Below are 26,237 nucleotides of genomic sequence, written 5' to 3'. Positions count from 1 at the left end.
AGGGAATTAAGTTCGGCGGCCACCGAATCGGGGGCACGAGATCGGAGGCGGGCTGTCGCGCACTCGTGCTTGGGCTGGGCGCGGTCACGCCCGCACGCGATTAGACGATATAAAAGCAACGGTCAATCGGGATGACACTTATTTTGTCGTTGATTTTCCGTTAAGCTGGCAAAATGTCGCACTCGATTTGCGTAAATCCCACATGTTGCACAATCGATCCATTCTTAGCGATGCGCATATCCTGGTCGTCGACGATCAGCCGGACCAGCTTCGCCTTTTGATCGACATTTTGCGCAGCGCCGGATGCCGAATTAGCGTCGCTTTCGATGGATCTCAGGCGTACCAGCGCGCATTGGCGATTTCGCCGGATCTGATCTTGATGGACGTGCGCATGCCCCGCATGGATGGGTTCACGGCGTGCCGCCTGCTGGCTCAGACGCCCGAAACCAGCGCGATACCGATCCTTTTCTTGACCGCCGCGGGCAGTTTGGACGAGCGTCTGGAAGGACTCGACATCGGCGGCGTCGATTACATATCGAAGCCGTTCGAGCCGGCCGAGGTCTTGGCTCGAGTCCGTGTTCACCTGACCCGGGAGAGCCGGCATCGCAATGAGCCGCCGCCCGCGCCGGTGGCCGAGACCGCCGGGAACAACGTCATCGTGCGGGCGGCCATCCGGCATCTCTCCGAGCGGCTGAGCGCCCCGCCCACGGTGGAGCAATTGGCCCGTTTGGTCGGCACCAATGAAAAGCGGTTGTCCCGCGCATTTCGGGAAGACCTGGGGCTGACCGTTTTCGAATATGTGCGCGCCGAGCGCTTGAGCATCGCGCAGCGCTTGCTGACCACCACATCGTTGAGCGTCGCCAACATCGCCGAGGAAATCGGCTTTTCGAGCGCGGCCAATTTCGCGACCGCGTTTCGCGAGCGATTCGGCGTCACGCCTTCGGCTTATCGCGACGAGCGGCAGATACGCGAACCGGCGCGGACCCAGGAGCCGTGCCTTGACCCGACGTGATGGCGCCGCGCGCGCGATCGCTTGGCTGCGTCTGATTTGCCTGCTGCTGGTGGGCGCGTGGGCGACGTGCGCGTTCGCCGGCGATGCCGATTCGGTCGTGCCGCCGGAGGGCGCGCCGCCACAGGGCGCGACGCCGACGCTGACCCGGATGCAGGTATTCGAAGACATCTCGGGACGCATGGGACTCGATGACGTCGTCGCGTTGCCGGCCGGCAAGCCGGCAGGCTTCACCCCGGTAGGACCGGACGGAATCAAGCCAGGGTTTTCTCGCTCCGCGTGGTGGTTGCGGGCCTTCGTTCGCAACGAAGGCGCGGCGCCGATGCCGCTGGTTTTGACGCTGCGCGAGCCGCGGCTCCAAAGCGTGACTTTCTACGTGCAGCGGGGCGGACAGTGGCAACGTGAGCGCCCCGATTCCTCATTCGAACCGGTACCGCGCTACCCGTCGCTGCGATTCACGCTTGGCCCGGGCGAACAGGTGGGCGTGTTGATTCGAGAAGCGGGCGATACGGCGCTCTCGCTGGAGCCGAAACTTTATTCGCCCGCCGAAAACGAAGCATTGGACCGGCGCGAGACGCTTTGGGGCGGTGCCTTGATCGGCGGCATCGTGGCGCTTGCGTGGAGCGCGTTGCTGATCGCGTATTTCTCCCGCAGCACGGCATTTTTACTGCTCGCGGCTTTGTGTACGAGCACGGCGTTGTACGAGGCCGCCATTCGTGGATACACGAAAGTTTATCTGTGGCCGCATGCGGCGCAATGGAATGCCCGCAGCGTGCCGATATTCGGCTGCACCGCGGTACTGTTTTTTCTCGCGTTCATTCTGAATATCGCCCGCGGCGAGAAAACGAATGTCCCGGCGCGGCGGATCTTGCTTGTGTTCGCGGCGTTGGAAGTAGTCTGTAGCGCCGGTGCCGCGTTCGGGGATCTTCGCTTTTTCGACCAAGCCGCGCTGCTCGTCAATGGCTTGCTCGGCATCGCGCAGGTGGGCATCGCCTTCGTGCTCTCGCGGCGGCGCACGCCTACCGCGCGCTTGATGCTCGTGACCGTCGCGTTCGGCATTTTCGACTTCGGTTTGCATCTGGCGGAATCGCTCGGCTTGTTCGCGCACGACCTGGCGTGGCTCAATTCCGATATTCACCCGAACCCGATCGTCGCCGTCATCGGCCTGGCGACGCACCTCGTGGTGCTGGCGGCATGGGTCGACCACGTCGGACGGCAACGGCGGGCTGCCCGCGACGAGCTCGTGCAGTGGCAAACGAGCGAGCAAGAACGGTTGCGCTATGAGGTGGCACAGCGCACGCTCGCGTTGAACGAAGCGTTGCTCGATGCGCAGGAAAAGAATCGTCAAAAGATCGAAACGCTCGGCTACGTCAGCCACGATCTTCGCGCGCCGCTCGCTACGATCACGAGCTACGCCAAACTATTGCAATACGAAGCCGATTCTCGCCAAAGCGCGCTGATTCTTTCGATCGAGCGTAGCGTGAATTATCAACTGGGCCTGATCGACGAGTTGATCGGCTATGCGAAGACCGAGCTTCGGCCATTGGAAATCGCGCCGGTGCAAACCGATCTGCCCGCGTTGCTGAACGATATCGCCGACTATTCGATCGCCTTGTGCGCGCAGTTGAACAACCGGTTCTGTTGCCAGGCGCTGACCTCGGTGCCGCGCTGGCTCACGATCGACGGAAGGCGATTGCAGCAGGTCTTGCTCAATTTGCTGTCGAACGCATCGAAATTCACGCGCGACGGCATGGTCATGATGACGATACGGGCGCGCGCGCAGGGCGGACAATGGTTGATCGGCTTCGAAGTGGCCGATACGGGCATCGGCATGGAACTCGGCCATGACTCGCATCCGTTTTCGGCGTTTAGGCGGATCGAAGCGGCAAACGGCACCACGGGCCTTGGTTTGATCATTGCCCAGCGCATCGTCGATACGATGGGTGGCGAGTTGCGTGTCTCAAGCGCGTTGGGAGAGGGCACCTCGTTCTCATTCGAGATCGTCGCGCCCGTAGCGAGTGCCGAAACCGCGGGGGCGGACGAGAGGGTGCCTTACTCGTCCTTGATGGCGGAACAAGGGCCGAGACGACGGGCGAGCCGGCGCACCGCCGATGCGCCCCCCGCGGACGATCGTAAAACGCTGGCCGCGCTCGCAAGGGACGGACGCATGACCGATATCGAGCGGTGGATGGACAGCGTCGGTGAAGCTCGGCCGGCCTGCGCGGCGTTCTTGGCCGAGCTGCGCTCGTGCCTCGACGCGCTCGACTTCGCCGCGATCGAGGCCCTTGCCCGCGTGGACGACGAGGATCTCGCGATAAGCGCTTGATGGCAGCGCGCTCTAGTGCGTTGCCGCGGCCGATCGGATTTCAACCGTTTCCCGAATCGTGCGCTCGCCGGCTGTCGGCGGGCGCTTGCTCGCGCTCGTTCATGCCATAGTCGCGCACCACGGCTGCGATGCGCAGCCGGTAATCGGCGAACACCGAAGCGCGGCCTTTGGCCTGCGCATGGCGATGCGCTTCGATGTTGCGCCATTGCGCGACGGCTTGCTCGTCGGCCCAGAACGACAATGAAAGCAGCTTGTTCGGGTCGCTCAGGCTTTGAAAGCGCTCGATCGAAATGAAACCCGGAATCTCGGCGAGCAACGGCTTCAATTGCGCGGCGATATCGAGGTATTCATCACGGTGGCCCGGCTTGGGAATCACTTCAAAGATGACGGCGATCATGATGCGTGGCTCCCGATGAAATTGAATCGCGGTATGCGTCCGTTGGACGAAGGCTGATAGGACCAACGCAGCGCGGGATCGGCGAAGTCGAATCCGCCTGTTACGAGCGCGGCCAGCACGCCCGAGGCAATCGTCCGCGCGATGGCTTCGCCCGGGCAGGCATGCCGTCCGGCGCCGAAGCCCGGCAACGCATGCTCCGGGCGATCGAGCATGAAGCGCTCCGGCGCATGGAACGACGCTTCGTCCCGGCTGGCCGCGGCCAGCACGACCAGTACGGCATCGCCGGGTTGCAACGTTGCTCCGTCCATGCAAATAAGCTCCCGTGCAAAACGGCGCGTGTTGTGCACGGCCGGATCGAACCGTGCCACTTCCCGGACGAATGCATCGATATCCGCGGGCGATGCTTGCAGACGAGCGATGAGCTCGGGATGCGTCGCGAGCGTCACGATACCGTTACCGATGAGGCCCGCGGTGGCTTCGAACGTCTGCGAAAACAAGCCGAGCAGATTGGACACCAATGCATTCGGCAGTTCCTCGCTCGCTTCGAGCCCACCCGACACGATACGTTCGATCAGCGGCGATGTGCTCGCTTCGGCCCGCGTCAGCGCGTGCAGTTTCGCTTGTAGCGCCGTTGCGGCCGTGTGCGCATTATCGAGCGCTTCGGGCGGCGATAGGGGAGAAAGGCAGGCTACGAATTGTCGTACGGTCGCGGCCAACGCATCGTTCGGCGGCAGGCCGGCCAATTCGGCGACGATGCGCACGGGGATCGCGAACGCCAACGTATCGAGCAGTGCCGCGTCACACGTCTCGTAGCGCGCCATGACGGCGGCGGCTTCGCGGCTCGACGACTCGCGCACCTTGACGATATCCACGCCGCCGAGCCCCTTGACGAGCGCTTGCCGCGCCACCCGGTGCGTGTCTCCCTCGGTCATGCGAGCCAAGCGGGCATAGATTTCCCCCGCCGGGCCGCCGGCAATCGTGCGCGGCACGGGCTCGCCCACGGGGCGGACCGTCAAACGCGCGTCGTCGAGGATGGCCCGAACCGTATCGGCGCGGGCCGCGACCCAGAGCTTGAGCGTTTCATCGCGTATCAGCGGCGCGCCGTTGCGCAACTGCGCGTAGTAGGGATAGGGGTTGGGGTGCGTGACGGCTGCAATAGGATCGGCCGGAAAGGGATGCGTCATCGATGCCTCGGTAGCAAGTAGTGCAGGCAGTGTAGGCCGCATGGCCGACGCCATGCTTCAGCGCGTGGTGAAACATGGCGTGCAGATGCCGCACTCGGCTAGCCGGCGCGTTTGAGCCGCGCGCCGTTCGGCTTGAGGACATCGATTAGACGCGCGAGCGCCGGGTTGTCGTTGCTGGCCATATATGCGAACGAAAGCGGCAACCGAACCGGAAACGACGCGAGCGCGACGAACTTGACGCGCACCGGGGCGCGCGAGCGGTTCGCGGAATTGACGAGCGCCGCGCCGATGCCGGCCGAAACGAGCGAGAGGATCGCCGACTCCGTCGCTTCCTCTTGCGTTACGCGCAGTGTCAGTCCGCCTTCCCGGCAAGCGGCGATCAACGTGTCATAGTAAGCGGGATAGACGTGCCGGGGGAAGCAGACGATCGGCACGTCGCGCAGCGCCTCGAGGGAAACCGAGCGGCGCTTGGCCAGCGGCCAATCGTTCGGGACGGCCAGCACGACCTCGTGCTTGGCGAGCACGATCGTGCGGATGCCGGGCGGCGTGTCGCCGAACGCGTAGACGAAGCCCGCGTCGAGCGAGCCCGATACCAATCCTTCGTATTGCTGCGGCGTATTCAGAGACGATACTTGGATCGCCAAATGCGGATGATTGCGTTGGAGCGACCGTAAGGCATCGGGCACGGGCCCGTCCCAACTGGCATTGTCGTTGACGCCGAGCCTGAGCGTACCCGATTCGCCGCTCGTGAAGCGTTTGACCGCGGTGGTTGCCGCTTGGAAAGCCGTGATCGCTTTGCGCGCCTCGCGGAGATAGACTTCGCCGACCGGTGTCAGTTCGACGCCCCGCGCCGTGCGCTTGAGCAGCGTGGCGCCGAGAATCGACTCCAAGTCGTGGATCTGTCTCGTGATGGCCGGTTGTGTGATGTTGATCCGTTCGGATGCCAAACGGAAACTGCCCGACTCGGCTACCGCGATGAAGTAGCGCACATGGCGCAGTTCGATGCGGCTGTTGCCCGGTAGGGCTCCGGCTTCGGCTTCGGCTTCGAGCGAGCCGTCGATCGGTCCTTGCATGGCGGCATTCCCGGTGGGCGGTGACGTTGACGGCATTGTAAGCGGCGTCTACGCCCGGGAAGGGGCGATCAAGCGAAACGCCAAACGAAGCCGCCTTGCGCGTCGCGCGTGATCCGGCCGGTGGACGACCCCGCGAAATGCGACGTGAACACCTGGGCTTCGTGGTCGGCGGCGTACTCGAAGATGCGGCGTCGCGAGAGCGCCGCTTGGCTTCGATCGGCGCAGAACGACGAGCTCCAATCGGGGCGATCGACCTGTATCGGATGATGCACGACGTCGCCCCAAAACAGCGCACGCTGGCCCTCCGATTCGATCTCGATCGACATATGTCCGACGCAATGACCCGGTGTCGGCATGAAGCGAATGCCGGGCAAATACGTGGCGCCTTCATCGGCGATTTCGTCCGCTAGGCCCGCGCGTATCACGGGCAACACGCTGTCTTCGAACACCATCATGCGATTGGCCGCCGCCGGCGTGCCGTAGTAGGCGCGCTCCGCCGCCGCGAAGACATAGCGGGCGTTCGGGAACGTGGGGACCCACTCGCCGTCGACGAGGCGCGTGTTCCAACCCACGTGATCGACGTGCAAATGCGTGATGAGCACGAGGTCCACGTCCTCGGGCTGCACGCCGGCCGCGGCCAAGCGTTCGAGATACGGCGTGTCGAGTCGATGAAAGATGGCGCCGAACGGGCGGTCCTTGCCATTGCCGCAAGCGGTATCGACCAGGATGATGCGGCCGCCCAATCGAACGACCCAGGTATGCACGCTCAGTTGAGCCGAGGCCAACGGCGCGTCGGCGTGCTCCGGCACGAGCCAAGATGCGTTCGCCTGCCAGAAAGATCGGTCCAGGTCGGGGAGGAGGCGGGCGGCGTCGATGGCGAACGTCTGTTCGGTCACGCGCGTGATCGTCGCTGCGCCGACTCGGTAGGTCGTGGATTGGATCGACATGTCTTGCTCCCAGGATGTTTGGCGCGCCTATCGATTTCGATGAGGCAGCCTACGTGGTACTTTGCCCGACTTCGTATGATGCCGTCCAATGCCTTTTGTTACTCGGAGCGATGCTTTGTAGGCATCGACTCAACCGATGCCTTCGAGGCATCGATGGGGTCATCATTCGGCATTGGAAATATCGGGCGGCGTCTCCGATAGTCGAGTTCCGACAGGGCATCGTTTCCGGTGCCCGGATTCTCAGGAGACGCTTGATGGCCGCGAACCCACGCAGCTTAATCCAATGCACCGTCGATTTCGACGCGCCGGGCTTTCAGACGGGCACGTTGAAGGTACCGTACTCGCACGATAGATCGGCCTATGGACACATCCCGATTCCGATCGCCGTGCTCAATGGGGCTCCCGGGCCCACCGTGCTGCTCACGGGCGGCAATCACGGCGACGAGTTCGAAGGGCCTATCGCCTTGATGAAGCTGCTTCAAACGTTGCCGCGTCAAGCGATCCGTGGGCGCTTGATCGTGATTCCCGCGCTGAACTTCCCGGCGTTTTTGAAGGGCAGGCGCACGTCGCCGATCGACGGTTGCAACCTGAACCGGATCTTCCCGGGCAAGCGAAACGGTACGGTGTCGGAGATGATCGCGCACTACGTCGATACCGAACTTTTTCCGCTGGCCGATATCGTGATCGATCTGCATGCGGGAGGCGCGTCGTTCAATCATTTGCCCATGGTCCTTGCGTCGTTGCCGGCCGATGCGCGACGGCATGACGAATACGTTCGGCTGATCGAGGCCTTCGGGGCGCCGCATACGATGTTGATGGACTTGCTCGGCGAAGACCGCACGTACGGCGCGGCCGTCGAGCGGCACGGGAAGCTATTTATCTGCGGTGAGTTCGGTGGTTTTGGCACGTGCAGTATCGATGGATTGTCCATCGTCGAGCACGGCTTGGCCCGGCTGCTTCATGCCGCGGATCTGATCGATGCTCCCGACGTTCCCGTTAGCGGTGGCACCCGCCTGATGCGCGTCGAGGGTGCGCGGCACTACGTGTTCGCCCCCGAGCATGGCGTTTTCGAACCGATGTTCAAGCTGGGTGATCGCGTTAAAGCGGGGCAAGCGGCGGGGCGGATTTTCAATCCTCATGCGCCGTGGCAGGCGCCCCGCGTGCTGCGCTTCGAATCGGACGGCATGGTCGTTTGCATCCGCTCGTTCACGGGCGTGGAGCCGGGCGATTGCATCGCGCTTTCGGCCAGCGATGCCGAGTGGGCTTGAATCCTTTCGCATAACAAAATAATCACGGAGACAATACGATGGCTCGCGTTCCCTTGCTCGCGGACATATCGCTGAAGACGGAGGCGCCGTTAGCGGCGCCACGCAGCGCCTATGTCGTTCTTATCTTTTTCCTGTGTTTCGTCTTCTCCTACATCGATCGACAGATCGTCAGCATTCTCGTGCAGCCGCTAAAAGCCGCGTTGCACTTATCCGATGTGCAGATCGGATTGCTGCAAGGGTTGGCGTTTACCGTTTGCTATGCGACGGCCGGCGTGTTCGTTGCAAGGCGCGTCGATACATCGAACCGAGTGCGGTTGATTGCCGTTTGCGTGGCGATATGGGCGGTTTCCACCGCCATGTGCGCTACGGCGCATAGCTTCGCCGAACTGCTCGTCTGGCGTGCCGGTACCGCGATCGCCGAGGCCGGGCTGAGCCCCGCGGCGTTGTCGATCTTCAGCGATCTCTTCGTGCCGCGCAAAGTCTCGCGTGCAACGAGCGTGTTCATGCTGGGGCCGTACATCGGCGGCGGCGTCGCGCTCGTCGGCGGCGGTGCGTTGCTGGATTGGACCGCTCGGTCCGGTCCCATGCACGCGCTTGCGAGCTATGCATTGGCGCCATGGCAACTGGCTTTCATCGTCGTCGGCTTGCCGGGGCTCGTGCTCGCGGCCCTCGTGGCGGCGACGATTCGTGAGCCCGCGCGCCGGCGCGATGCCGGCGATATGAACGGCGCAGGTACGAGTGCCGGCCATGACGATACGCCGGACATGAGTGCCGTGCTGCGGGAAATCACGGTGACGCATCGATTTTGCATTCCGTATTTCCTCGGCTATACGGCGCTGATATTGCTTTTTTACGCCTACTCCGCATGGTTTCCGACGCTGTTGATTCGCCAATTCGGATTGGCGCCGGGCGAGGTGGGACGGATGGCCGGCCCGGCATATATGCTGGGCGGCATAACCGGGGTAGTCTGTGCCGGCTTCTTGGTGCGCCGCGCGACGGACGCCGGCGCACTCGAGAAAGCCCTTCGTATTGCGATGTTCGCCGCGTTCGCGTTGATCCCGGCGGCCGTGGCGGCGCCGTTGTCGAAGGCGCTGAGCGGCGCGCTGATCGCCTACGGATTGTGCGCCTTCACCGCGAGCATCGTCATGGCCCTGGCCCCCGTGCCCGTGCAGGTGGCGCTCCCCAATCGGATGCGGGGGCGGGCCATTGCGATTCTGGTATTTCTGACCAATACGGTCGCGGGCGGGCTCGGGCCGTTGGCGGTGGGTATCGTGGCGGACCGGCTCGCGCTGGGCGCGCACGGCCTTGCGATCGCGTTGGCGTCGGTTGGCGGGACGGCGGCGGTCGCAAGTGCGCTGTTATATCTGGCGGCGACGCGAACGGCATCGCTTAGCCGTTTAAAGAATTCCTAATATTCACGACTTAGCCATTGCGGCTAGCGGGAGTTGACGCGCAACTCGGTTAAAATCGCCCCCAATTGTAAAGAACAAATTAAATCTGGGAGCGTGGGTCATGCAACGCGGCACGATCGAACGAACAAGCAAATGGATTGCCGCCGCGGTCGCGGCCATGGGGTTCTTGGCCGCCACGACGCTACGCGTCGACGCCGCGCGCATTACACAAGTTTCGCCGCAGGGCACGGTAACGAAGGTCCGCCAGGTGCTCGTCAAGTTCGACGAGTCGATGGTGGCCTTCGGTGCGCCGAACCTTCCGGCGCCCGCGTCGATCAAGTGCAACGACCCGACGGCGAGCGCGGGCCAATCCCGGTGGATCGACGATAAAACCTGGGCCTGGGATTTCACGGCCGACCTTCCCCCGGGTGTGGCGTGCTCCGTCGATTTGAAAGACGGATTGAAATCGGCGGCCGGCGCCGCCGTGACCGGCCCCAAACACTACGCATTCCAAACCGGTGGCCCGTTCGTCCAAAGCATCGAGCCGAGCGGCGGGACGATCGAAGAGACCCAAACGTTCGTTTTGCGCCTGAACGGGCCCGCCACCGATGCCTCCGCCCTGAGCAACATTTGGTGTGAATCGAGCGGGCTCGGCAACCGCATCCCGGTGAAGGATGTCGATGCCGCGACGCGCACGGCGCTGCTCAAGCATTTCGGGCTGCAAAAGGAAGCGTCGCACGTGTTGACGCTGCAATGCCAGCAGGCATTGCCCTCGGGTAAGAAGGCCCAACTCGTCTATGGCAAGGGCGTCGCGAGTCCGAGCGGAATCGCAAACGACGTCGAACGCCGCTACGATTTTTCCGTGCGCAATCCGTTCGCGGCCGATTTCTCGTGCGAACGCGAAAACGCCAAGGCGCCGTGCACGCCGCTGCGTCCGCTGCGCCTTCAATTCAACGCGTCGATCACGCGCGCCGATGCCGAGAAAATCCGCATCAAAGGCCCCGATGGCGAGATCAAGCCGACGTTTTCCGACGACGACCAGGGGCCCGAGACCGACAAGGTAGAGTTCGCGGCACCGTTGCCCGAGCGTGCCGATTTGACGATCGTGCTGCCGTCGAACCTAAAAGACGTCAGCGGCCGCGCGCTGTCGAATGCCGACATGTTCCCATTGAAGACGACGACGGCGCCGTTGCCGCCGCTCGCAAAGTTTTCCTCGGGTACGTTCGGCATCATCGAGCGCTTCGCCGAACCCGGCATGCCGGCGCTCGTGCCCGTCACGCTTCGCAACGTCGAGGCGGACCTGCATATTCAAGGGCTGAACGCGGGCACGGCCCGGTTCACGACGCTCGACGTCAAGTCCGATGCGGACATCGTGCGTTGGATGCACCGCGTCGATCAATTCGACTCCTATTGGATGACGCGCGGCGAGATCGACAAGCAGATGCCGCAACTGCTGCGGCACAATCCGCATCCGGTTGTCGTGCATCAGGGCGGCGACGCGGACGCCGAAGACACCGCCGGCTCGAAAGATCCTAAGAACACGTTGATCGACGTGCGTTCGTTGTCGTTGCTCGCGGGCTTGCCCGGTGTGCAGACGTTGACGCTGCCGAAGGCCGATCCCGCGAAGCTGCGTCCCTTCGAAGTGGTCGGCGTGCCGATCGCGAAGCCGGGCTTTTACGTCATCGAACTGTCGTCGCCCGCGCTCGGCGCTTCGCTGCTCGGCAAGCAAGCCCCGATGTATGTGCGCACGGCGGTGCTTGTCACGAATCTCGGCGTCCATCTGAAGATGGGCCGCGAAAATAACCTCGTGTGGGTGACGACGCTGGACAAGGGGGAGCCGGTGGCGAACGCGGCGGTGCGGGTGACCGATTGCAATGGCACGCAAGTCGCATCCGGAAAGACCGATGCGCACGGCTTGCTGAACATCGACGGCCGCTTGACGCAGGCTGCCTTGTGCAAAGGCAGCTTCGACGGCTTCTTCGTCTCGGCGCGCATCGACGATCCGAAGACGGGGCCCGACATGGCGTTCGTGCGCTCCGACTGGAATCGCGGCATCGAATCGTGGCGCTTCAACGTGCCGACCGATACGAGCTTGGAGAAGACGGTTCGCGCGCACACGGTGTTCGATCGCACCTTGCTGCGCGCGGGCGAGACCGTCTCGATGAAGCACTTCATCCGCGCCGAAACGATGCGCGGGTTTGCGTTTCCGAAGAGTTACCCCACTCGTTTGACGATCCGCCACCTCGGCAGCGGCCAAACCTGGCATTTCCCGCTGAAGTGGGCCGCCGATCATACGGCCGATTCGACGTTCACGATCCCCGTCTCAGCCAAGCTAGGCGAATACGACGTGTCGCTCGACGACGGCAAGAACGGCGCCACCGCATCGGGCGAGGACACTTCCGACTCCGAGGACTCGCCCGGGACGAGCTATGACACGGGCAGCTTCCGCGTGGAGGAGTTTCGGTTGCCGGTGTTCAAAGGCACGATCGGCGTGCGCGACGAGAAGGCACACCCGCTCGTCGCGGCGCAGCAGGCGCCGCTCACGTTGCAATTGGACTACATGTCGGGCGGCGCGGCAGCGGGCTTGCCGGTTCAGGTTTCGGCGTTGATGACGACGATGTCGCCGTCGTTCGACGATGCCTTCGCCGACTTCAGCTTCGAGCCGTACGTCAAACCGAAGGACGATGCGTCGTCGTCGCCTTCGGACGACGAGGCTCAGACCGAGCAACAAACGAACGACGACTCGTCCAAGCTGATCGCCGACAAAGAGCCCGTGACGCTCGATCGGAACGGGGCCGGCTCGTTCGTGCTGAAGAATCTGCCGCATGTGGACGCGCCGAAGCATCTGCAACTCGAGGCGACCTTCGCCGATCCGAACGGCGAAGTGCAAACGATCAGCGGCGCCGCGACGCTGTGGCCGGCCGCGGTCGTAGCGGGCGTGAAATCGGGGCAGTGGGTATCGGTGGGTAACAAGGTGCCCGTCCAAGCGCTTGCCCTCGACTTGCAAGGCAAGCCGCGCGCGGGCGTGCCGCTCGAAGTGCGCGCGATCGCGCGCATCACGATTTCCACGCGCAAGCGGATGGTCGGCGGCTTTTACGCGTACGACAACCGCACCGAAACGAAAGACCTCGGCACGCTGTGCAGCGGCAAGAGCGACGACCATGGCCTGTTGCATTGCGACGCTAAGCTGAAAGAAGCGGGCAACGTCGATCTGATCGTGACGGCGAAAGACGGCGACGGCCACGCATCCACGGCGACGACGTCGGTGTGGGTCACGCGTGAGGACGAACTCTGGTTCGGCGGCGAAAACACCGACCGCATCGACGTGCTCCCCGAGAAAACCGCGTACCAGCCGGGCGACACCGCGCGTTTTCAAGTGCGCATGCCGTTCCGCTTCGCCACGGCGCTCGTGGCCGTGGAGCGCGAAGGGGTGATCGAAACGCACGTCGTCAAGCTCGACGGCAAGGACCCGACGGTATCGCTGAAGGTTCAGCCGGACTGGGGGCCGAACGTCTATGTGTCCGTCTTGGCATTGCGAGGCCGCATTCATGAAGTCCCGTGGTACTCGTTTTTCACATGGGGTTGGAAGGCGCCGCTCGAATGGGTGCGTGCTTTCTGGTACGAGGGCAGGCAATACGAGCCGCCGACCCCGCTCGTCGATCTTTCGAGACCGGCGTTCCGTTACGGTCTGGCCGAGATCAAGGTGGGCGCGGCCGATCACAAGCTCGGCGTGACCGTGGTGCCCGATGCGAAGACCTACACGGTGCGCGGTCATGCGCACGTGAAGCTGCGCGTGCAAATGCCGGGCGGCAAGCCGGCGCCTGCCGGCACGCAAATCGCCGTGGCCGCCGTCGACGAAGCCCTGCTCGAACTGATGCCGAACAATAGCTGGGATCTGCTCGATGCGATGCTGCAACGGCGGGCCTACGGTATCGAAACCGCCACGGCGCAAATGGAAATCGTGGGGCGGCGGCATTTCGGGCGCAAGGCGGTGCCGGCCGGCGGCGGGGGCGGGCATAGCCCGACGCGCGAGTTGTTCGACACGCTGCTGTTGTGGAATCCGCGTGTGACGCTCGATGCGAACGGCGAAGCGTCGATCGACGTGCCGTTGAACGATTCGCTGACGAGCTTCCGCATCGTCGCGATCGCCGCCGTCGGCGAGGGCATGTTCGGCACCGGCAGTACTTCGATTCGCAGCACGCAAGACCTGCAATTGATCTCGGGGTTGCCGCCGCTCGTGCGCGAGGGCGACCGCTTCCGAGCCCAATTCACGGTGCGCAACACGACGTCGCGCGCGATGAAGGTCGTCGTGACCCCCGATGTGGCCGGCCTCTCGTTGCAGCCGCAAACGGTCGATCTTCCGGCCGACTCGGCGCGCGAAGTGGCATGGACGGTGACGCCGCCCGACGGCCTGGCCGAATCGACGCCAGCGGCGCTCGGTTGGCAGGTGGCGGCGGCCGAACAAGGCGGCCCGCACGCGAGCGATGCCCTGAAGGTGACGCAGCGCGTGACGGAGGCGATACCGGTGACGGTTCAGCAGGCCACGCTCACGCAAGTGGACGGTACGTTCACACTGCCGGTCTCGGCGCCGGCGCAAGCCGCCGCCACGCAAGCGGGCGCGCTGCGCGGCGGCATCGCCGTCTCGTTGCAGCCGAAGCTGTCGGAAGGTTTGCCGGGCGTGCGCCGCTGGTTCGAGCGCTATCCGTACGGCTGCCTCGAACAGTTGACTTCGCGCGCGTTGGGCTTGGCCGATGCGGCTCAGTGGCAAGCGGTGCTGGCGCGGATGCCCGTCTACCTCGATCGCGACGGTTTGGCGAACTACTTCCCGCCGAGCGACGACAGCGGCAACACGGGCAGCACGGCGCTGAGCGCTTATCTGCTCGCGGTCACCGACGAGGCGGCGAAGGGCGATCCGCGCTTTGCGTTGCCCGACGATATCCGCGCGAAGCTCGAGAGCGGCCTGGTGAATTTCGTCGAGGGCAAGATCAAGCGCGACGTCTGGGCGCCGCGGCAGGATCACGATTTGCGTAAGCTCGCGGCGATCGAGGCGCTATCGCGTTACGGCGCAGCGCGCCCGAGCATGCTCGAGTCGATCGAAATCGCGCCGAATCAATGGCCGACCTCGGCCGTGCTCGACTATTACGCGGCGCTCTCGCGTATGAAAGACGTGCCGCAGCGCGACGCGAAGCTGGCGCAGGCCGAGCAGATCATCCGTGCTCGTTTGACGTATCAAGGCACGCGATTGACGTTCTCGACGGCCGATAGCGACGACCTGTGGTGGTTGATGACGGGCTCGGAGACGAATGCGGCCCGCACGGCGCTGACGTTCGTCGATGTGCCGGGATGGAAGGACGAGATGCCGCGTCTGGTGGCGGGGCTGTTGGCGTTGCAAAACGGCGGCGCCTGGTCGACGACGACGGCCAACCTGTGGGGCGAACTCGCGGTCCAAGCGTTCTCGCGCACGTTCGAAAGCACGCCCGTGACGGGGCAGACGAAGCTCGAGTTCGGCGCGACGTCGAAAACGGTAGCGTGGAATCAGCCCGCCGCGGCCAGCGCGAATCCGGCATCGGCCACCCCGGTGACGAAGACGGCGAACGTGCGCGGCGAATTGTTGCCGTGGCCGGCCCAGGCGAGCGCGGGCCCCGTTGCATTGACGTTGACGCAGCAGGGCACCGGCAAACCATGGGCGACGATCGAGAGTCTGGCCGCCGTGGCCGTGAAGGCGCCGTTCTCCGCCGGGTATCGGATCAGGAAGACGGTCACCGCCGTCGATCCGGCCGTGAAAGGCGTCTATACGCGCGGCGACATCGTGCGTGTGCATTTGGATATCGACGCGCAGTCCGACATGACATGGGTGGTCGTGAACGATCCGGTGCCGGCGGGCGCCACGATTCTCGGCTCCGGGCTGGGCCGCGATTCGCAAGCCGCGACATCGGGCGAGAAGTCGCAAGAAGACGGCCCATGGCCCGCGTTCGTCGAACGCGGGTTCGATGGCTATCGCGCGTACTACGACTATTTGCCGAAGGGCAAACTGTCGATCGAATACACGATCCGGTTGAACAATGCGGGTACGTTCGGTTTGCCGCCGACGCGCGTCGAGGCACTCTACGCACCCTCGACGTTCGGCGTGCTGCCGAACGCGAACATCGTCGTGCAAATGCCGGCGGTCAAGCAATAAGACATAGAGGTAGGCAAGGCGTGTCGATCCAATCGAAGCGAGGCGCGGCGCAGGTGCGCGCCGTGCTCTGTACGCTGCTCATCATGGCGGCGCCGTGTGCTCAGGCGCTGCCGAGCTTCGCGCAAGTGCGCGCGCAATGGCGCAGTTCCGATTGGCTGCTCCTCGCGCGCGATGGCGAGCCGCTCGAGCGAACGCGTATCGATAAGAAGGAACGCCGCGGCGATTGGGTGGCGCTCGCCGATGTTTCGCCCGCGCTGCGAGAGGCGATCGTCGTCTCGGAAGACAAGCGTTTCTACGAGCATAGCGGCGTCGATTGGCACGGCGCGGCGGCAGCGGCCTGGGCCAATCTATGGAATACTCGCACGCGCGGCGCCTCGACCGTCACGATGCAATTGACAGGACTCCTAAGCGATGTGCCCGAGCATTCCGGGCGTCGCTCGATCGTGCAGAAAGCGGGGCAGGCGGTCGGCGCGCTGTGGCTCGAACGATCGTGGCGTAAGGATCAGATCCTCGAAGCGTATTTGAATCTCGTGCCGTTTCGCGGTGAAACGATCGGCTTGTCCGCGCTCTCGTTGACGCTGTTCGGGAAGGCACCGTCGGGGCTCGACGAGCGCGAGGCGGCGATCGCCGCGGCGTTGATTCGTGCGCCGAACGCACCCTACGCGAAGGTCAGCGACCGCGCGTGCCGCATCTTGCGCGAGATGAAGGCGCCTGAGCGTTGCGAGAATTTGGAGAGCTACGTGCAGCTCGCGTTCGCGCGTCCGGCTCCCGCGATGCTGACGGTGTCGCCCAACGCCGAATCGTTGGCACCGCATTTCGCTCGTCGCATCGCGGGTGAAGTGCAGGTTGCCCCGGGCGCGCGCGTGGTAACGACCCTCGATGCGAAGCTGCAACGTTTCGCAATCGATACGCTCAGGCGTACTCTGGCCGAGCTCAATGCGCCGGCCCATGCGCGCAACGTTCACGACGGCGCGGTGGTCGTGCTCGACAATGCGACGGGCGACGTGCTGGCATGGGTCGGATCGTCGGGCGGACTATCGGTCGCTCGCGACGTGGACGCCGTGTTGGCGCGCCGCCAACCGGGCTCGACACTCAAGCCGTTTCTCTACGCGGAGGCGATCGACGAACACCGCTTGACGACGGCTTCGCTGTTGAACGATGCGCCGCTCGACCTCGATGCGGGCGGCGGCCTGTACATACCGCAGAATTACGACAAAGACTTCAAGGGGTGGGTCAGTGTGCGCACGGCGCTCGGCTCTTCGCTGAACGTTCCGGCGGTGCGCACGGTCGTCATGGTGACGCCGCACCGCTTCGCGAAAACGCTGACGGCGCTGGGCATGCCCCTCGCTCAGAACGGCGACTACTATGGGTACTCGCTCGCGCTCGGCAGCCCCGACATCACGTTGCTGTCGCTGACGAACGCGTATCGGGCGCTGGCCAACGCGGGCGTGGCGACGCCGACGCACGATCTGCCCGCGCCGCCGGCCACGCATGGCGGGCGCAACGCCGATACGCCGCGCCGTGTGTTCAGCGCCGACACGGCGTACATCATCACGACGGTGCTCTCCGATAACAACGCCAGGACGCGGACGTTCGGCTTCGACAATCCGCTCGCGACGCGGGTCTTTTCGGCGGTGAAGACCGGCACGAGCAAGGACATGCGCGACAACTGGACGATCGGGTACACGTCGCGTTATACGGTCGGCGTGTGGGTGGGCAACGCGGAAGGCGACGCGATGTGGGACGTTTCGGGGGTGACGGGCGCATCGCCGATCTGGGCGGCCATCGTCGAGTATTTGCATCGGCGTGTGCCGAGCACGCCGCCGGCGGCGCCGCCCGGTGTCGTGCAAACGCGTGTGTCGTTCGAGCACGACGTGGAGCCGGCCCGCACCGAATGGTTTCTCAAAGGCACCGAAATGTCGAGGGTCGATTTGGCGGCCGATGCGACCGGGGCGTCGGCGCGTTCGACGAGCTATGCCCCGGCGCGTGCCGACAACGTGCAAAGCGCCGCGCCCGGTATCGGCTCGCCCACGAACGGAACGGTGTTCGCGCTCGACCCCGATATTCCGGCGGCTCGGCAACGCATCGTGTTCGAGCGCCTGAACGGGGCATCGACGCGCAGCGCATGGCGCTTGGACGGCAAGATGCTCGGGCACGCCGAGCGGGTCCTATGGCTGCCCTGGCCTGGCCGCCACGTGCTCGAACTCGTCGATGCCCACGGCGCGAGTCTCGACCAAGTGCGCTTCGAAGTGCGCGGCGCGAGCGCGCGCACCCCCGCGCCGCCAACGGCCGGCCACGAGCGGCCGGCCAAAGCGCCGGTTCATGCCCACGGCCCCCTGACGAGTCAATGACCGGTTCGAAGCTTGTCGCCGGCGTTGCTGGCTAGGCCCAGGTAGCCCCAAATCGACACGAGCGTGAGCAACCCGGCACTGAGAAACGCCAGGCGAAAGTCGCTCAGCGTGAAGGCATGGTGCGCGCCTTCCCCATTGAGCGCGGACGCGGCGCGCAAGGCTAGCGCGCCGAACGCGATACCCAAGCCCGTGGCCATTTGCGCCGAAGCATTCCAAAGCGTGTTGGCCGCGCTCATTTGCGGCGAGGGCACGTCGGCGTAAGCGAGGGTGGCCATGTTGGAAAACTGCATCGAACGCGTGATGCCGTAGATCAACACGACGAACAGCGTCCACGCCAACGGCACGGCTGGCGTCAGCAGACCGCATGCGATCGTGAATATTCCGCAAATGGCGCAGTCGATGATGGCGACGCGTTTGAAGCCGTAGCGTTGGAGAATCGATGTCGTCATCGCCTTCATGCCGAGGTTGCCTACCGCGCTCGCGAGCAGCAGCAAACCGGAATGAAAGGCCGATAGACCGAAGCCGATTTGAAACAGTAAAGGCATCAGGTAGGGCACCGCGCCGATGCCGATGCGCGTGATCGAGCCCGTGACGACCGTGACGGAAAACGTCGGGATCTTTAGCGTGGCGATATCGATGAGCGGGTGGGCATGCCCGCGCGCGTGCCGGAACGCGACGACGCCGATCGCGATCCCGAGTGCCACGAGCGATAGGCCCACGAGCGGATTCGTGCCGGGCTGACTGGCCAGATCGGCGCCGTACAAGATGGACGTGAGCGTGAGGCCGCTCAGCGCGAGCCCGGCGAGATCGAGCGGGCGGCGTTGCTCGCCGCGCAGATTCGGTACCCACGCGCAGACCGCGCACAGCACGACTAGACAAACCGGTACGTTCAACAAAAAGATCCAGCGCCACGAGGCATAGGTGGTGATGAAGCCGCCGAGCGGCGGCCCCACGACCGGTGCGACGATACCGGGCCAGGTGATCGTCGATATGGCTTGCATGAGGCGGCTTTTATCTGCGCTGCGTACGACGATCAAGCGTCCCACCGGGACCATGAGCGCGCCGCCCATGCCTTGCAGCACCCGTGCGGCCGTGAATTCGACGACGTTGTTCGATAGACCGCACAGCACCGAAGCGACCGTAAACATGACGATCGCGGAGAAAAAGACGGTGCGCGACCCGAACCGGTCGGCCACCCAGCCGCTCGCGGGAATGAAGATCGCGAGCGCGATCATATAGGCGCTCATCCCCAGGCTCAGTGCGTTCGGACTGGTGGCGAAGACACGCGCCATTTGCGGCAGCGCCGTCGCGATGATCGTGGTGTCGAGGTATTCCATGAAGAACGTCGCCGCGACGACGTAGGGCAGTGGGCCGAGGGCATGTCCCCCGGTAGGGCCGCCGTGCTTCGGGGAGGTTTCGACGCCGTGCTGCAGGGCCGTTGTTCGAGGCGCATCGCGCCTTATTTCGGTCTCTACTTGTTGGGTCATCGTGACGGTTCGCGTTGCGCCATTTTCTAAAAAGCGGACGAGGGTCCATTTAATAGAATTGTTGCGTCTTATGCAACCTAATTGGTCAATATTGTTTTAAATGCAATATGCCGGTCTTCTGATCTCCAGCGGGTTATTATCGCGCGATCCGCCCGCGACGGCGGTAGTCATCAACCGGGCCGCGGCATGCGCTTCTTTGTCGATACGCGCAATGCGCGTAGGACATCGTGCGATCGAGAGGGGAAGAGACGTTGACTTGCATCAACGATGCGAGGCGAGGGAAGCGGCTTGGCGCTCCGGGGCCATCGGCCGATAGCCCCGGAGTGTGCGATGACGATCTAAGCGACGATCGAGAGCGGCGAATCGTCAGACCTGAGCCGGCCGCGAACTTATTGCGGCTCGTACCAGGAATAGGTTGCGAGCGTGCTGACCGCCGGCGTACCGATTTGCAGCGTGATGTCGCGGTGCGAAATCAACGGGATGGCACGCAGGTCGCCCATATAGCGGCGCGCTTCGCCGTTGTCGTTGATATACGCCACGACATCGCCCGAGAGGCCGGCCACGTTCGAATTCGTCAGCGGCTCGCCCCAGATGTCGAAGAACTGGCCGAGCGTGAACGTCTTCAAGCTGAACGCCTCGATATGGATGATGCCGGTATGGTCGTGCGTGTGCATCTCGTAGTAGCACGACTGCGGGATACCGATATTCTGCGGCAACTGCATCCACTGGCCGTTGTAGACGATGGCCAAATGCGCGTGCACGTGGAAGGTGTTGGACATCCCGCTCGCGCAGATCAAGCCGTCCACGTCCGCGCCCGTGCCGCCCGTCGACGTGTTGCCGTCGGGCCAATGCGCTGTCGTGCCTACGGTGCCGCCGTACGAGAGGGTGATCGGGGTCGGGTCGAACGCGGGCGGATCGGACCACGTGTAAGTGGGGATCTGCGTGAGCGGCGTGCCGATCATGATCGTCACCTCGCCCTTGGGCGGCAGCACGAGAGAGCCGAGGTCGCCCGTGTACTGCGTCAGCGCGCCGCCGTTGTTGACGTAGACGGTGACGGGCGAGCCTTGCAGGCCGGCCACGTTCGTCGCGCTGAGCGGTTCGCCCCAAACGGCGAAGAATTGGCCGAGCGTATACGTCGCATTGCTCGTCACGTCCATGCGGATCTTGCCGCTCTCGTCCACCGTGTTGAGCGGATACACACACCCCTTGGGCGCGGCGAGCGTGGGCTGTACCGTGCCGATGTTCGCCGGCAGCGCCAACAAGGTGCCGTTCTCGTAGATCGATAGATGGGTGTAGGTGTAGGTATTGCCCGCCGCCGCGCAATTGAGACCACTCACCGCTTGTCCGGTGCCGCCCGTCGATGTCGAGCCCGCTTGCCAGTTTTCGGTCCCGAGCGTGGCGCCGTCCGCAGCCGTGGTGGCCGCCGCAAGCGTGGGCGCCGGGCTGCCGCCGGCGCTGCTGCCCGAGCCCGCTGCCGGAGTCCCTCCGCCGCCGCCGCCACCGCCGCCGCAGCCCGCGATCGTCAACGCTACGCCGATCGCCAGAAAACGTGAACTGAGTTTGTGCAACATATCGCCCCTGATTTGTTAGTCGATGGTTCGATCGAACGAATACAACCGTAAAAAGCGGATTCCGCTTCGCCGTGCCCGAGTCGATTGCCCGCCGGGCGTGGGAAGTGGCGCTCGTTTTTGCCGATAACGTCGCGATGAGTGCCGCACGTTCCGCCATGCCGATCCATGGCGGAACGTGCCTGGTATCCAGCCGGTTCGCGCCCGAGCCGTGCGCGTGCCGACCGCATCGCTCGCAGCCCCGCCGCCCAGGCGCCGGGAGCATTGGTCTCGCCGCACGAATACGTGCCGGTGGATAAGGGAAAGGGATTTATTGGTATCTCTTGCGCGCTAAAGGCTATCCGCGAGGTTTTTATGCGGCAAGAGAAATAAATGCGTTGGAAAGCGAGGGCGCGCGTAGCAGCGCCCTGCGCGTTTGAAAAAAATAGAAAGAAATTGCGATGTCCGAAAATGCCGCGTACTGCGTGGCGATCGACGATGTCACACAGTACGCGCTGACCCACGGCAATCGATTCAGACCCGCGCCGGCTTACTGCGGCTCATACCACGAGTAGGTTGCGAGCGTGCTGACCGCCGGCGTGCCCACTTGCAGCGTGACGTCGCGAAGCGAGACGAGCGGCAGCGCGCGCAAGTCGCCCATATAGCGGCGCGCTTCGCCGTTATCGTTGACATATGCCACGACGTCGCCCGTGAGACCGGCTACGTTGGTACTCGTGAGCGGCTGGCCCCAGATGTCGAAGAAATCGCCGAGCGTGTAATTGTTCACGTCGGGCGCTTCGATATGGATGATCCCCGTATGGTCGTGCGTGTGCATTTCGTACGTGCACTGCGAGAGCAGGCCGATGTGTTCCGGCAATTGCAGCCACTGTCCGTTATAGACGATGGCCAGATGCGCGTGCACATGGTAATTGCTGGCCGTGCTAGGCGTACAGGCCAAGCCGTCGATGCTCGCGCCGGCGCCGCCCGTGGCGGTATCGCCGTCGGGCCAATACGGCGTCGTGCCGACCGTGCCGCCGTAGGAAAGCGTGATCGGATTCGGATCGAAGGGCGGCGGATCGGTCCACGTATAGGTCGGGATTTGCGTCAAAGGCGTGCCGACCATGATCGTGATTTCGCCATGGATCGGTAAGGTGAGCGTGCACAAGCAGCCGGTGTATTGCGTGAGCGTGCCGCCGTCGTTGACATAGACGGTGACGGGCGAGCCCTGCAGGCCCGCCACGTTCGTGCTGGTGAGCGGCTGGCCCCAAATGGCGAAGAATTGGCCCAACGTATACGGTGCGTTGCTCGGCTCGAGCATGCGAATCTTGCCGGACTCGTCCACCGTATTGAGCGGATACATACAGCCCTTCGGCGCGGCGAGCGTAGGTTGTACGACGCCGATGTTCGCGGGTACGGCCAACTGTTTTCCATTCATATAGATGGAAAGATGCGTGTACGTGTAATTCTTCCCGGCCGTGGCGCAAACGGTTCCATCGATGTTTTTCCCTTGCCCGCCGGTGGAGGTCGAGCCGGCGGCCCAGTACTCGCTGCCTAGCGTTGCGCCGTCCACGACCGAAGTCGCGGCGGCAAGTGTCGGTGCCGCGCTTGCGCTGCCGCCCGCATTGCTCGTTGCGCCCGCTGCCGGCGAACTGCCGCCGCCGCCGCCACCGCCGCAGCCGGCAAGCGCAAGCGCCGCGCCGATTGCTAGGAATCCAGACATTATTTTGCGCAAAGTATCACCCCATTTTTGGTAAATGATGATTTGATCGAACCGAGTCGATTCGATTGGTCTCGCCGCCCGAATACTTGCAGATGGACACTGCAATTGAGTTTCGCTAAGTCGCTTTCGCGGCCAGGGCGTAGGTTCGATTTTTTCGCGTTGAAAATAAAGTCTCGATTTGCAAAACAAACGTTAAGCGAGGTGGCGCATTGATTCTAAAAATTAGGAAGAAAATGCGTCGATGTGCACGCAAACGTGTGCGCCTATTTGGATTGCGCAGGCGTTAATAGGGAGGAGGGGTGAATTGGCGGACAAGGCCGGAAAATCGGCCGATAAATGGTCGTGAATTAAAACAACAGCACGTCGAGCGTATGCAACACGAGCCCGACAAAACCGCCGATCACCGTGCCGTTGATTCGCACGAATTGCAGATCGCGGCCTACCTCGAGTTCGATCTTCTGCGTAATCGTAGCGGCGTCCCAATGATGGACGGTGTCGGAAATGAGGCGGGCAATGGCGTGACGCTGTCCTTCGATGAGCGCGAGCATCGTTTCTCGCAGCCATGCGTTGAGCCGGTCGCGCATCGCCTGATCGTCGAGCAGCCCTTCGGCGATGCCTGCGATCGCTTCTTCGATTCGGGCGCGGATATAAGAGTCCGGCGCCGCGGCGTCGCTCTCGATCCAAGCTTTAATTTCTCGCCAGACGTTCGCTAAATAATCGCTGAGCGCCGGATGTTCGACCAGCCGCTCTTTGAGCGCCTCCCATTTGGCGAGGTAATCGGGCGACGAGCGAAGCTGACTCACGAAATTTCGAATGGCGTCGTCGAAGCCGCGGCGCCACGCGTGGTCCGGGTTCGCGCTGAGTTCCTGGAGCGTCTCGTCGACGACGGCGATCAAATTGTCCGACACCTTTTCGTCGATCGACAGCTTCTTCCAAATCCATGCGGTGCTTTCGCGCACGCGTTGTCGAATGAGGGGTTTGTGCTCCTCGAACAATTGAGCGAGCTGTTCGAGCAGTTCGGTGACGACGGCCTGATGACGGTCGCCTTCGAGCAGCGTATCGGCGATCGTTCCGACGACGAGCGGCGTATCGACGTTGCGCACGCGCTCGGCGACGTGCTCGTGCAGAAAGCGGCGAATGTCTTCGTCGTCGATCGCGGCGAGCAGGCTCGGGACGAAGTCGAGCGTCCATCGAGCGATCTGGCGGCCGCGTTCGGGCACGGCGAGCCAATGCGCGAACTGTATTGTGAAGTCGATGCGAGCGAGTTTGCCCGCGATGATCTCCGGCGCGAGGAAGTTCGTCTCGACGAACGTGGCCAGGTTCTCGCCGATACGATCCTTGTTACGCGGGATGATCGCCGTGTGCGGGAGCGGCAGGCCGAGCGGATGCCGAAAGAGTGCGGTGACGGCGAACCAATCGGCGATCCCGCCCACCATCGCGGCTTCGGCCAGCGCCCGGACGAAACCGAGCACCGGGTATTTCGCCTCGAAGGTGCGCGAAACCAAATAGGTGCAAGCCATCGCCGCCAGCAGCGACGTGGCGAGCCACTTCATGCGGCGGTAGGCGCCGAGCTTGGCCGGTGCGGGCTCCGCGAAGCGGCGCGGCGATCGAAGCATGAGGGCGTACCGCGCCTACGCGGTCACGGCGTCTCGCCGCTGCCGCGTTTGCTTGCCGGCCGGCTGCTCGGCCACGCGAGAAACGTCTTCCAGCGCCGGCATCGAATCGAATAGCTCCGCGACCCATTCGGCAAAGGCTCGGACCTTCGCCGAAAGATGCCGATTGTGCGGGTAGACGATCGAAATCGGCTTCGGCTTCGGATTCGATCCCGCCAAGACTTCCTTGAGCGAGCCGTCGAGCAGATGCGGCAGTGCCATGAACAGCGTCGGCTGAATCATGCCGAAGCCTTCCATCGCGCAGGTCATGTAGGCATCCGCATCGTTGACGGTAATGAGGCTGTTCATTTTGACCTCGACCGGCTCGGAATCGACCATGAACACCCACGGAATCGGGCGCGCGCCGTGTGCCGCGCGGAAATTCACCGCATAGTGCCCCGCGAGTTCATCGAGCGTTTTCGGTTCGCCGTGCTTGGCGAGATAGCCGGGCGAAGCGCACGTCACGCGCTTGAGCATTCCGATGCGGCGCGCCACCATCGACGAATCCGCGAGCGGACCGACTCGAATCATGCAATCCACGCCTTCCTCGATCGGATCGACCGGGCGATCCGATAAGCCGAGATCGAGCAGCACATCGGGATAGCGCTGATGGAACGTGGAGAGCGCCGGAATGACGATGCGCCGCCCGAGCGCGCTCGGCATATGAACGCGCAGCAAACCATTGGGCTTGCGGTTGCCCGCTTGAAAGCTGGCATCGGCCTCCGCTATTTCGCCGATGATCTTGATGCAATGCTCGTAGTACGCGGCGCCGTCGGGCGTCAGCGACAACCGGCGCGTCGTGCGATTCATGAGCCGCACGCCGAGAAACGCTTCGAGGTTTTGGATGATCGTCGTCACCGATGCGCGCGGCATGCCCAGCGTTTCGGCCGCGCGGGTAAAACTGTTCGCGTCGACGACCCGTGTAAAGACTTCCATTGCTTGAATGCGATCCATGCTCGCCCCCTCGGATGACCAACGGGAAAGCATAGTCTGCTTGGCACGGCGGATTCAAGCCCTTTCAAGAAAAGGGGGCGATCAAACGGCGGGATTGATGAGTGCGGTCAAGACGTGGTCGGCCCACGCGCCGTTGATTTTCAAGTAAGCGCGCGCGTATCCCTCGCGCTCGAAGCCCAGCGAATGCAGCAGACGCGCGCTACGCGCGTTTTCCGGCCGGTAGCTGGCCATGATTCGATGCAATCCGATGCGCTCGAAGACGTAATCGATCGATACCGTCAATGCTTCGCGCATCAGCCCCTTGCCCTGGCGCCGGTGATCGATCGAGTAGCCGAGATGGCACGCCAAGAACGGCCCGCGGACGATGTTCGTGAAATTGCATTCGCCGACGACCGTGTCGCCCTCGAGCAGCAGCCAATGCAGCGCGTTTCCCGCCGCCATGCTGTCGGCCATCGCGCGTGCCCGCGCGGTCAACGTGTCGAGCGTGAAAAAGTCGCCGCGGCGCGCGGGCTCCCAAGGCTGCAAGTGAAGGCGGTTGTCGAGCTGGTACTCGAGCAGTTGATAGGTGAACTCGACACTGACCGGCTCGAGCGTCAGGCGTTGAGTGACGAGACGGTGATCGAGCCGCGGCGAAAGCATCGACGTCATGGTGCAAGCCGGTGGTGGAGGGGCGGCCAGAGCCTATCTCGCCGCAAATTCGGCGTCAACGGCGGCTTATATCGACGGCGGCTTATCGGCGGCTCCCTATCGCGC

Annotated in this window: 16 protein-coding genes; 6 read left to right on the top strand and 10 right to left on the bottom strand. The window is 63.6% G+C overall.

From position 1 onward, the window contains the following. Window positions 1-202: 202 nt before the first annotated feature. The gene (locus C0Z18_RS21065) at window positions 203-1,012 is read left to right on the top strand and encodes a response regulator transcription factor (protein WP_102647367.1); all 810 of its coding nucleotides are present in this window, start codon (window positions 203-205) and stop codon (window positions 1,010-1,012) included. After that, a complete protein-coding gene (locus tag C0Z18_RS21060; protein WP_233217414.1) occupies window positions 999-3,335 on the top strand; it encodes a sensor histidine kinase in 2,337 nt (778 codons plus the stop codon). The genes C0Z18_RS21065 and C0Z18_RS21060 overlap by 14 nt, the downstream gene beginning before the upstream one ends. 40 nt (window positions 3,336-3,375) lie before the next feature. On the opposite strand, the gene C0Z18_RS21055 is transcribed toward C0Z18_RS21060, so the two are convergent. The 4 genes from C0Z18_RS21055 to C0Z18_RS21040 all read right to left on the bottom strand — a co-directional run bounded on the left by C0Z18_RS21055 (window position 3,376) and on the right by C0Z18_RS21040 (window position 6,936). Beyond that, the gene (locus tag C0Z18_RS21055; protein WP_102647366.1) at window positions 3,376-3,732 is read right to left on the bottom strand and encodes an antibiotic biosynthesis monooxygenase family protein; all 357 of its coding nucleotides are present in this window, start codon (window positions 3,730-3,732) and stop codon (window positions 3,376-3,378) included. Next, window positions 3,729-4,916: a cytochrome P450 gene (locus C0Z18_RS21050; RefSeq protein WP_158244269.1), complete on the bottom strand. Its 1,188-nt coding sequence runs from the start codon at window positions 4,914-4,916 to the stop codon at window positions 3,729-3,731. Before C0Z18_RS21050 ends, C0Z18_RS21055 begins: the two co-directional genes overlap by 4 nt. Before the next feature lie 98 nt (window positions 4,917-5,014). Further along, window positions 5,015-5,989: a LysR family transcriptional regulator gene (locus C0Z18_RS21045; protein ID WP_332888218.1), complete on the bottom strand. Its 975-nt coding sequence runs from the start codon at window positions 5,987-5,989 to the stop codon at window positions 5,015-5,017. A gap of 68 nt (window positions 5,990-6,057) precedes the next feature. Next, entirely contained in the window at window positions 6,058-6,936 is an 879-nt protein-coding gene (locus C0Z18_RS21040; protein ID WP_102647364.1) for an MBL fold metallo-hydrolase, read from the bottom strand. Between the two features lie 254 nt (window positions 6,937-7,190). On the opposite strand from C0Z18_RS21040, the gene C0Z18_RS21035 reads away from it, so the two are divergent. From C0Z18_RS21035 to pbpC, 4 genes are all read left to right on the top strand, one after another. Next, window positions 7,191-8,204, top strand: a complete 1,014-nt coding sequence (locus C0Z18_RS21035) for a succinylglutamate desuccinylase/aspartoacylase family protein (protein WP_102647363.1) — start codon at window positions 7,191-7,193, stop codon at window positions 8,202-8,204. Window positions 8,205-8,242: 38 nt separating this feature from the next. Further along, window positions 8,243-9,616 (top strand): MFS transporter, encoded by a 1,374-nt coding sequence (locus tag C0Z18_RS21030; RefSeq protein WP_102647362.1) that lies wholly within the window; start codon window positions 8,243-8,245, stop codon window positions 9,614-9,616. A gap of 100 nt (window positions 9,617-9,716) precedes the next feature. After that, window positions 9,717-15,773: an alpha-2-macroglobulin family protein gene (locus C0Z18_RS21025; RefSeq protein WP_102647361.1), complete on the top strand. Its 6,057-nt coding sequence runs from the start codon at window positions 9,717-9,719 to the stop codon at window positions 15,771-15,773. A gap of 83 nt (window positions 15,774-15,856) precedes the next feature. After that, window positions 15,857-18,124 (top strand): penicillin-binding protein 1C, encoded by a 2,268-nt coding sequence (pbpC, locus tag C0Z18_RS21020; protein WP_102647402.1) that lies wholly within the window; start codon window positions 15,857-15,859, stop codon window positions 18,122-18,124. Here the strand turns inward: pbpC and C0Z18_RS21015 are convergent. The 6 genes from C0Z18_RS21015 to C0Z18_RS20990 form a co-directional block, all read right to left on the bottom strand. Next, entirely contained in the window at window positions 18,118-19,611 is a 1,494-nt protein-coding gene (locus C0Z18_RS21015) for an MFS transporter (RefSeq protein ID WP_233217413.1), read from the bottom strand. The genes pbpC and C0Z18_RS21015 overlap by 7 nt on opposite strands. Window positions 19,612-20,000: 389 nt before the next feature. Further along, window positions 20,001-21,182, bottom strand: a complete 1,182-nt coding sequence (locus C0Z18_RS21010) for a hypothetical protein (protein ID WP_199189509.1) — start codon at window positions 21,180-21,182, stop codon at window positions 20,001-20,003. 526 nt (window positions 21,183-21,708) lie between these two features. Continuing rightward, the gene (locus C0Z18_RS21005; protein WP_199189508.1) at window positions 21,709-22,878 is read right to left on the bottom strand and encodes a hypothetical protein; all 1,170 of its coding nucleotides are present in this window, start codon (window positions 22,876-22,878) and stop codon (window positions 21,709-21,711) included. Window positions 22,879-23,225: 347 nt separating this feature from the next. Next, window positions 23,226-24,494 carry a DUF445 domain-containing protein gene (locus tag C0Z18_RS21000; protein ID WP_102647359.1) on the bottom strand — a complete coding sequence of 423 codons (1,269 nt, stop codon included), beginning with the start codon at window positions 24,492-24,494 and terminating at the stop codon, window positions 23,226-23,228. 15 nt (window positions 24,495-24,509) lie between these two features. Then, entirely contained in the window at window positions 24,510-25,484 is a 975-nt protein-coding gene (locus C0Z18_RS20995) for a LysR family transcriptional regulator (protein ID WP_102647358.1), read from the bottom strand. Window positions 25,485-25,565: 81 nt separating this feature from the next. After that, window positions 25,566-26,132: a GNAT family N-acetyltransferase gene (locus C0Z18_RS20990; RefSeq protein WP_102647357.1), complete on the bottom strand. Its 567-nt coding sequence runs from the start codon at window positions 26,130-26,132 to the stop codon at window positions 25,566-25,568. Window positions 26,133-26,237 lie beyond the last annotated feature (105 nt).

It is taken from the genome of Trinickia dabaoshanensis (assembly GCF_002879885.1).
In the GTDB taxonomy this organism is placed as follows: Bacteria; Pseudomonadota; Gammaproteobacteria; order Burkholderiales; family Burkholderiaceae; genus Trinickia; species Trinickia dabaoshanensis.
Note: the sequence above shows the minus strand (reverse complement) of the source record. Positions and strands in the feature narration are given on the sequence as shown.

Bases quoted from the DNA above. Each gene is read 5' to 3' on its own strand.
- C0Z18_RS21000 (WP_102647359.1), bottom strand. From the start codon at position 24,494: ATGCTTCGATCGCCGCGCCGCTTCGCGGAGCCCGCACCGGCCAAGCTC.
- C0Z18_RS21065 (WP_102647367.1), top strand. From the start codon at position 203: ATGTTGCACAATCGATCCATTCTTAGCGATGCGCATATCCTGGTCGTC.
- C0Z18_RS21040 (WP_102647364.1), bottom strand. From the start codon at position 6,936: ATGTCGATCCAATCCACGACCTACCGAGTCGGCGCAGCGACGATCACG.
- C0Z18_RS21025 (WP_102647361.1), top strand. From the start codon at position 9,717: ATGCAACGCGGCACGATCGAACGAACAAGCAAATGGATTGCCGCCGCG.
- C0Z18_RS21030 (WP_102647362.1), top strand. From the start codon at position 8,243: ATGGCTCGCGTTCCCTTGCTCGCGGACATATCGCTGAAGACGGAGGCG.
- C0Z18_RS21005 (WP_199189508.1), bottom strand. From the start codon at position 22,878: ATGTCTGGATTCCTAGCAATCGGCGCGGCGCTTGCGCTTGCCGGCTGC.
- C0Z18_RS20995 (WP_102647358.1), bottom strand. From the start codon at position 25,484: ATGGATCGCATTCAAGCAATGGAAGTCTTTACACGGGTCGTCGACGCG.
- C0Z18_RS21010 (WP_199189509.1), bottom strand. From the start codon at position 21,182: ATGTTGCACAAACTCAGTTCACGTTTTCTGGCGATCGGCGTAGCGTTG.
- C0Z18_RS21055 (WP_102647366.1), bottom strand. From the start codon at position 3,732: ATGATCGCCGTCATCTTTGAAGTGATTCCCAAGCCGGGCCACCGTGAT.
- C0Z18_RS20990 (WP_102647357.1), bottom strand. From the start codon at position 26,132: ATGACGTCGATGCTTTCGCCGCGGCTCGATCACCGTCTCGTCACTCAA.
- pbpC (WP_102647402.1), top strand. From the start codon at position 15,857: ATGGCGGCGCCGTGTGCTCAGGCGCTGCCGAGCTTCGCGCAAGTGCGC.
- C0Z18_RS21015 (WP_233217413.1), bottom strand. From the start codon at position 19,611: ATGACCCAACAAGTAGAGACCGAAATAAGGCGCGATGCGCCTCGAACA.
- C0Z18_RS21045 (WP_332888218.1), bottom strand. From the start codon at position 5,989: ATGCAAGGACCGATCGACGGCTCGCTCGAAGCCGAAGCCGAAGCCGGA.
- C0Z18_RS21035 (WP_102647363.1), top strand. From the start codon at position 7,191: ATGGCCGCGAACCCACGCAGCTTAATCCAATGCACCGTCGATTTCGAC.
- C0Z18_RS21050 (WP_158244269.1), bottom strand. From the start codon at position 4,916: ATGACGCATCCCTTTCCGGCCGATCCTATTGCAGCCGTCACGCACCCC.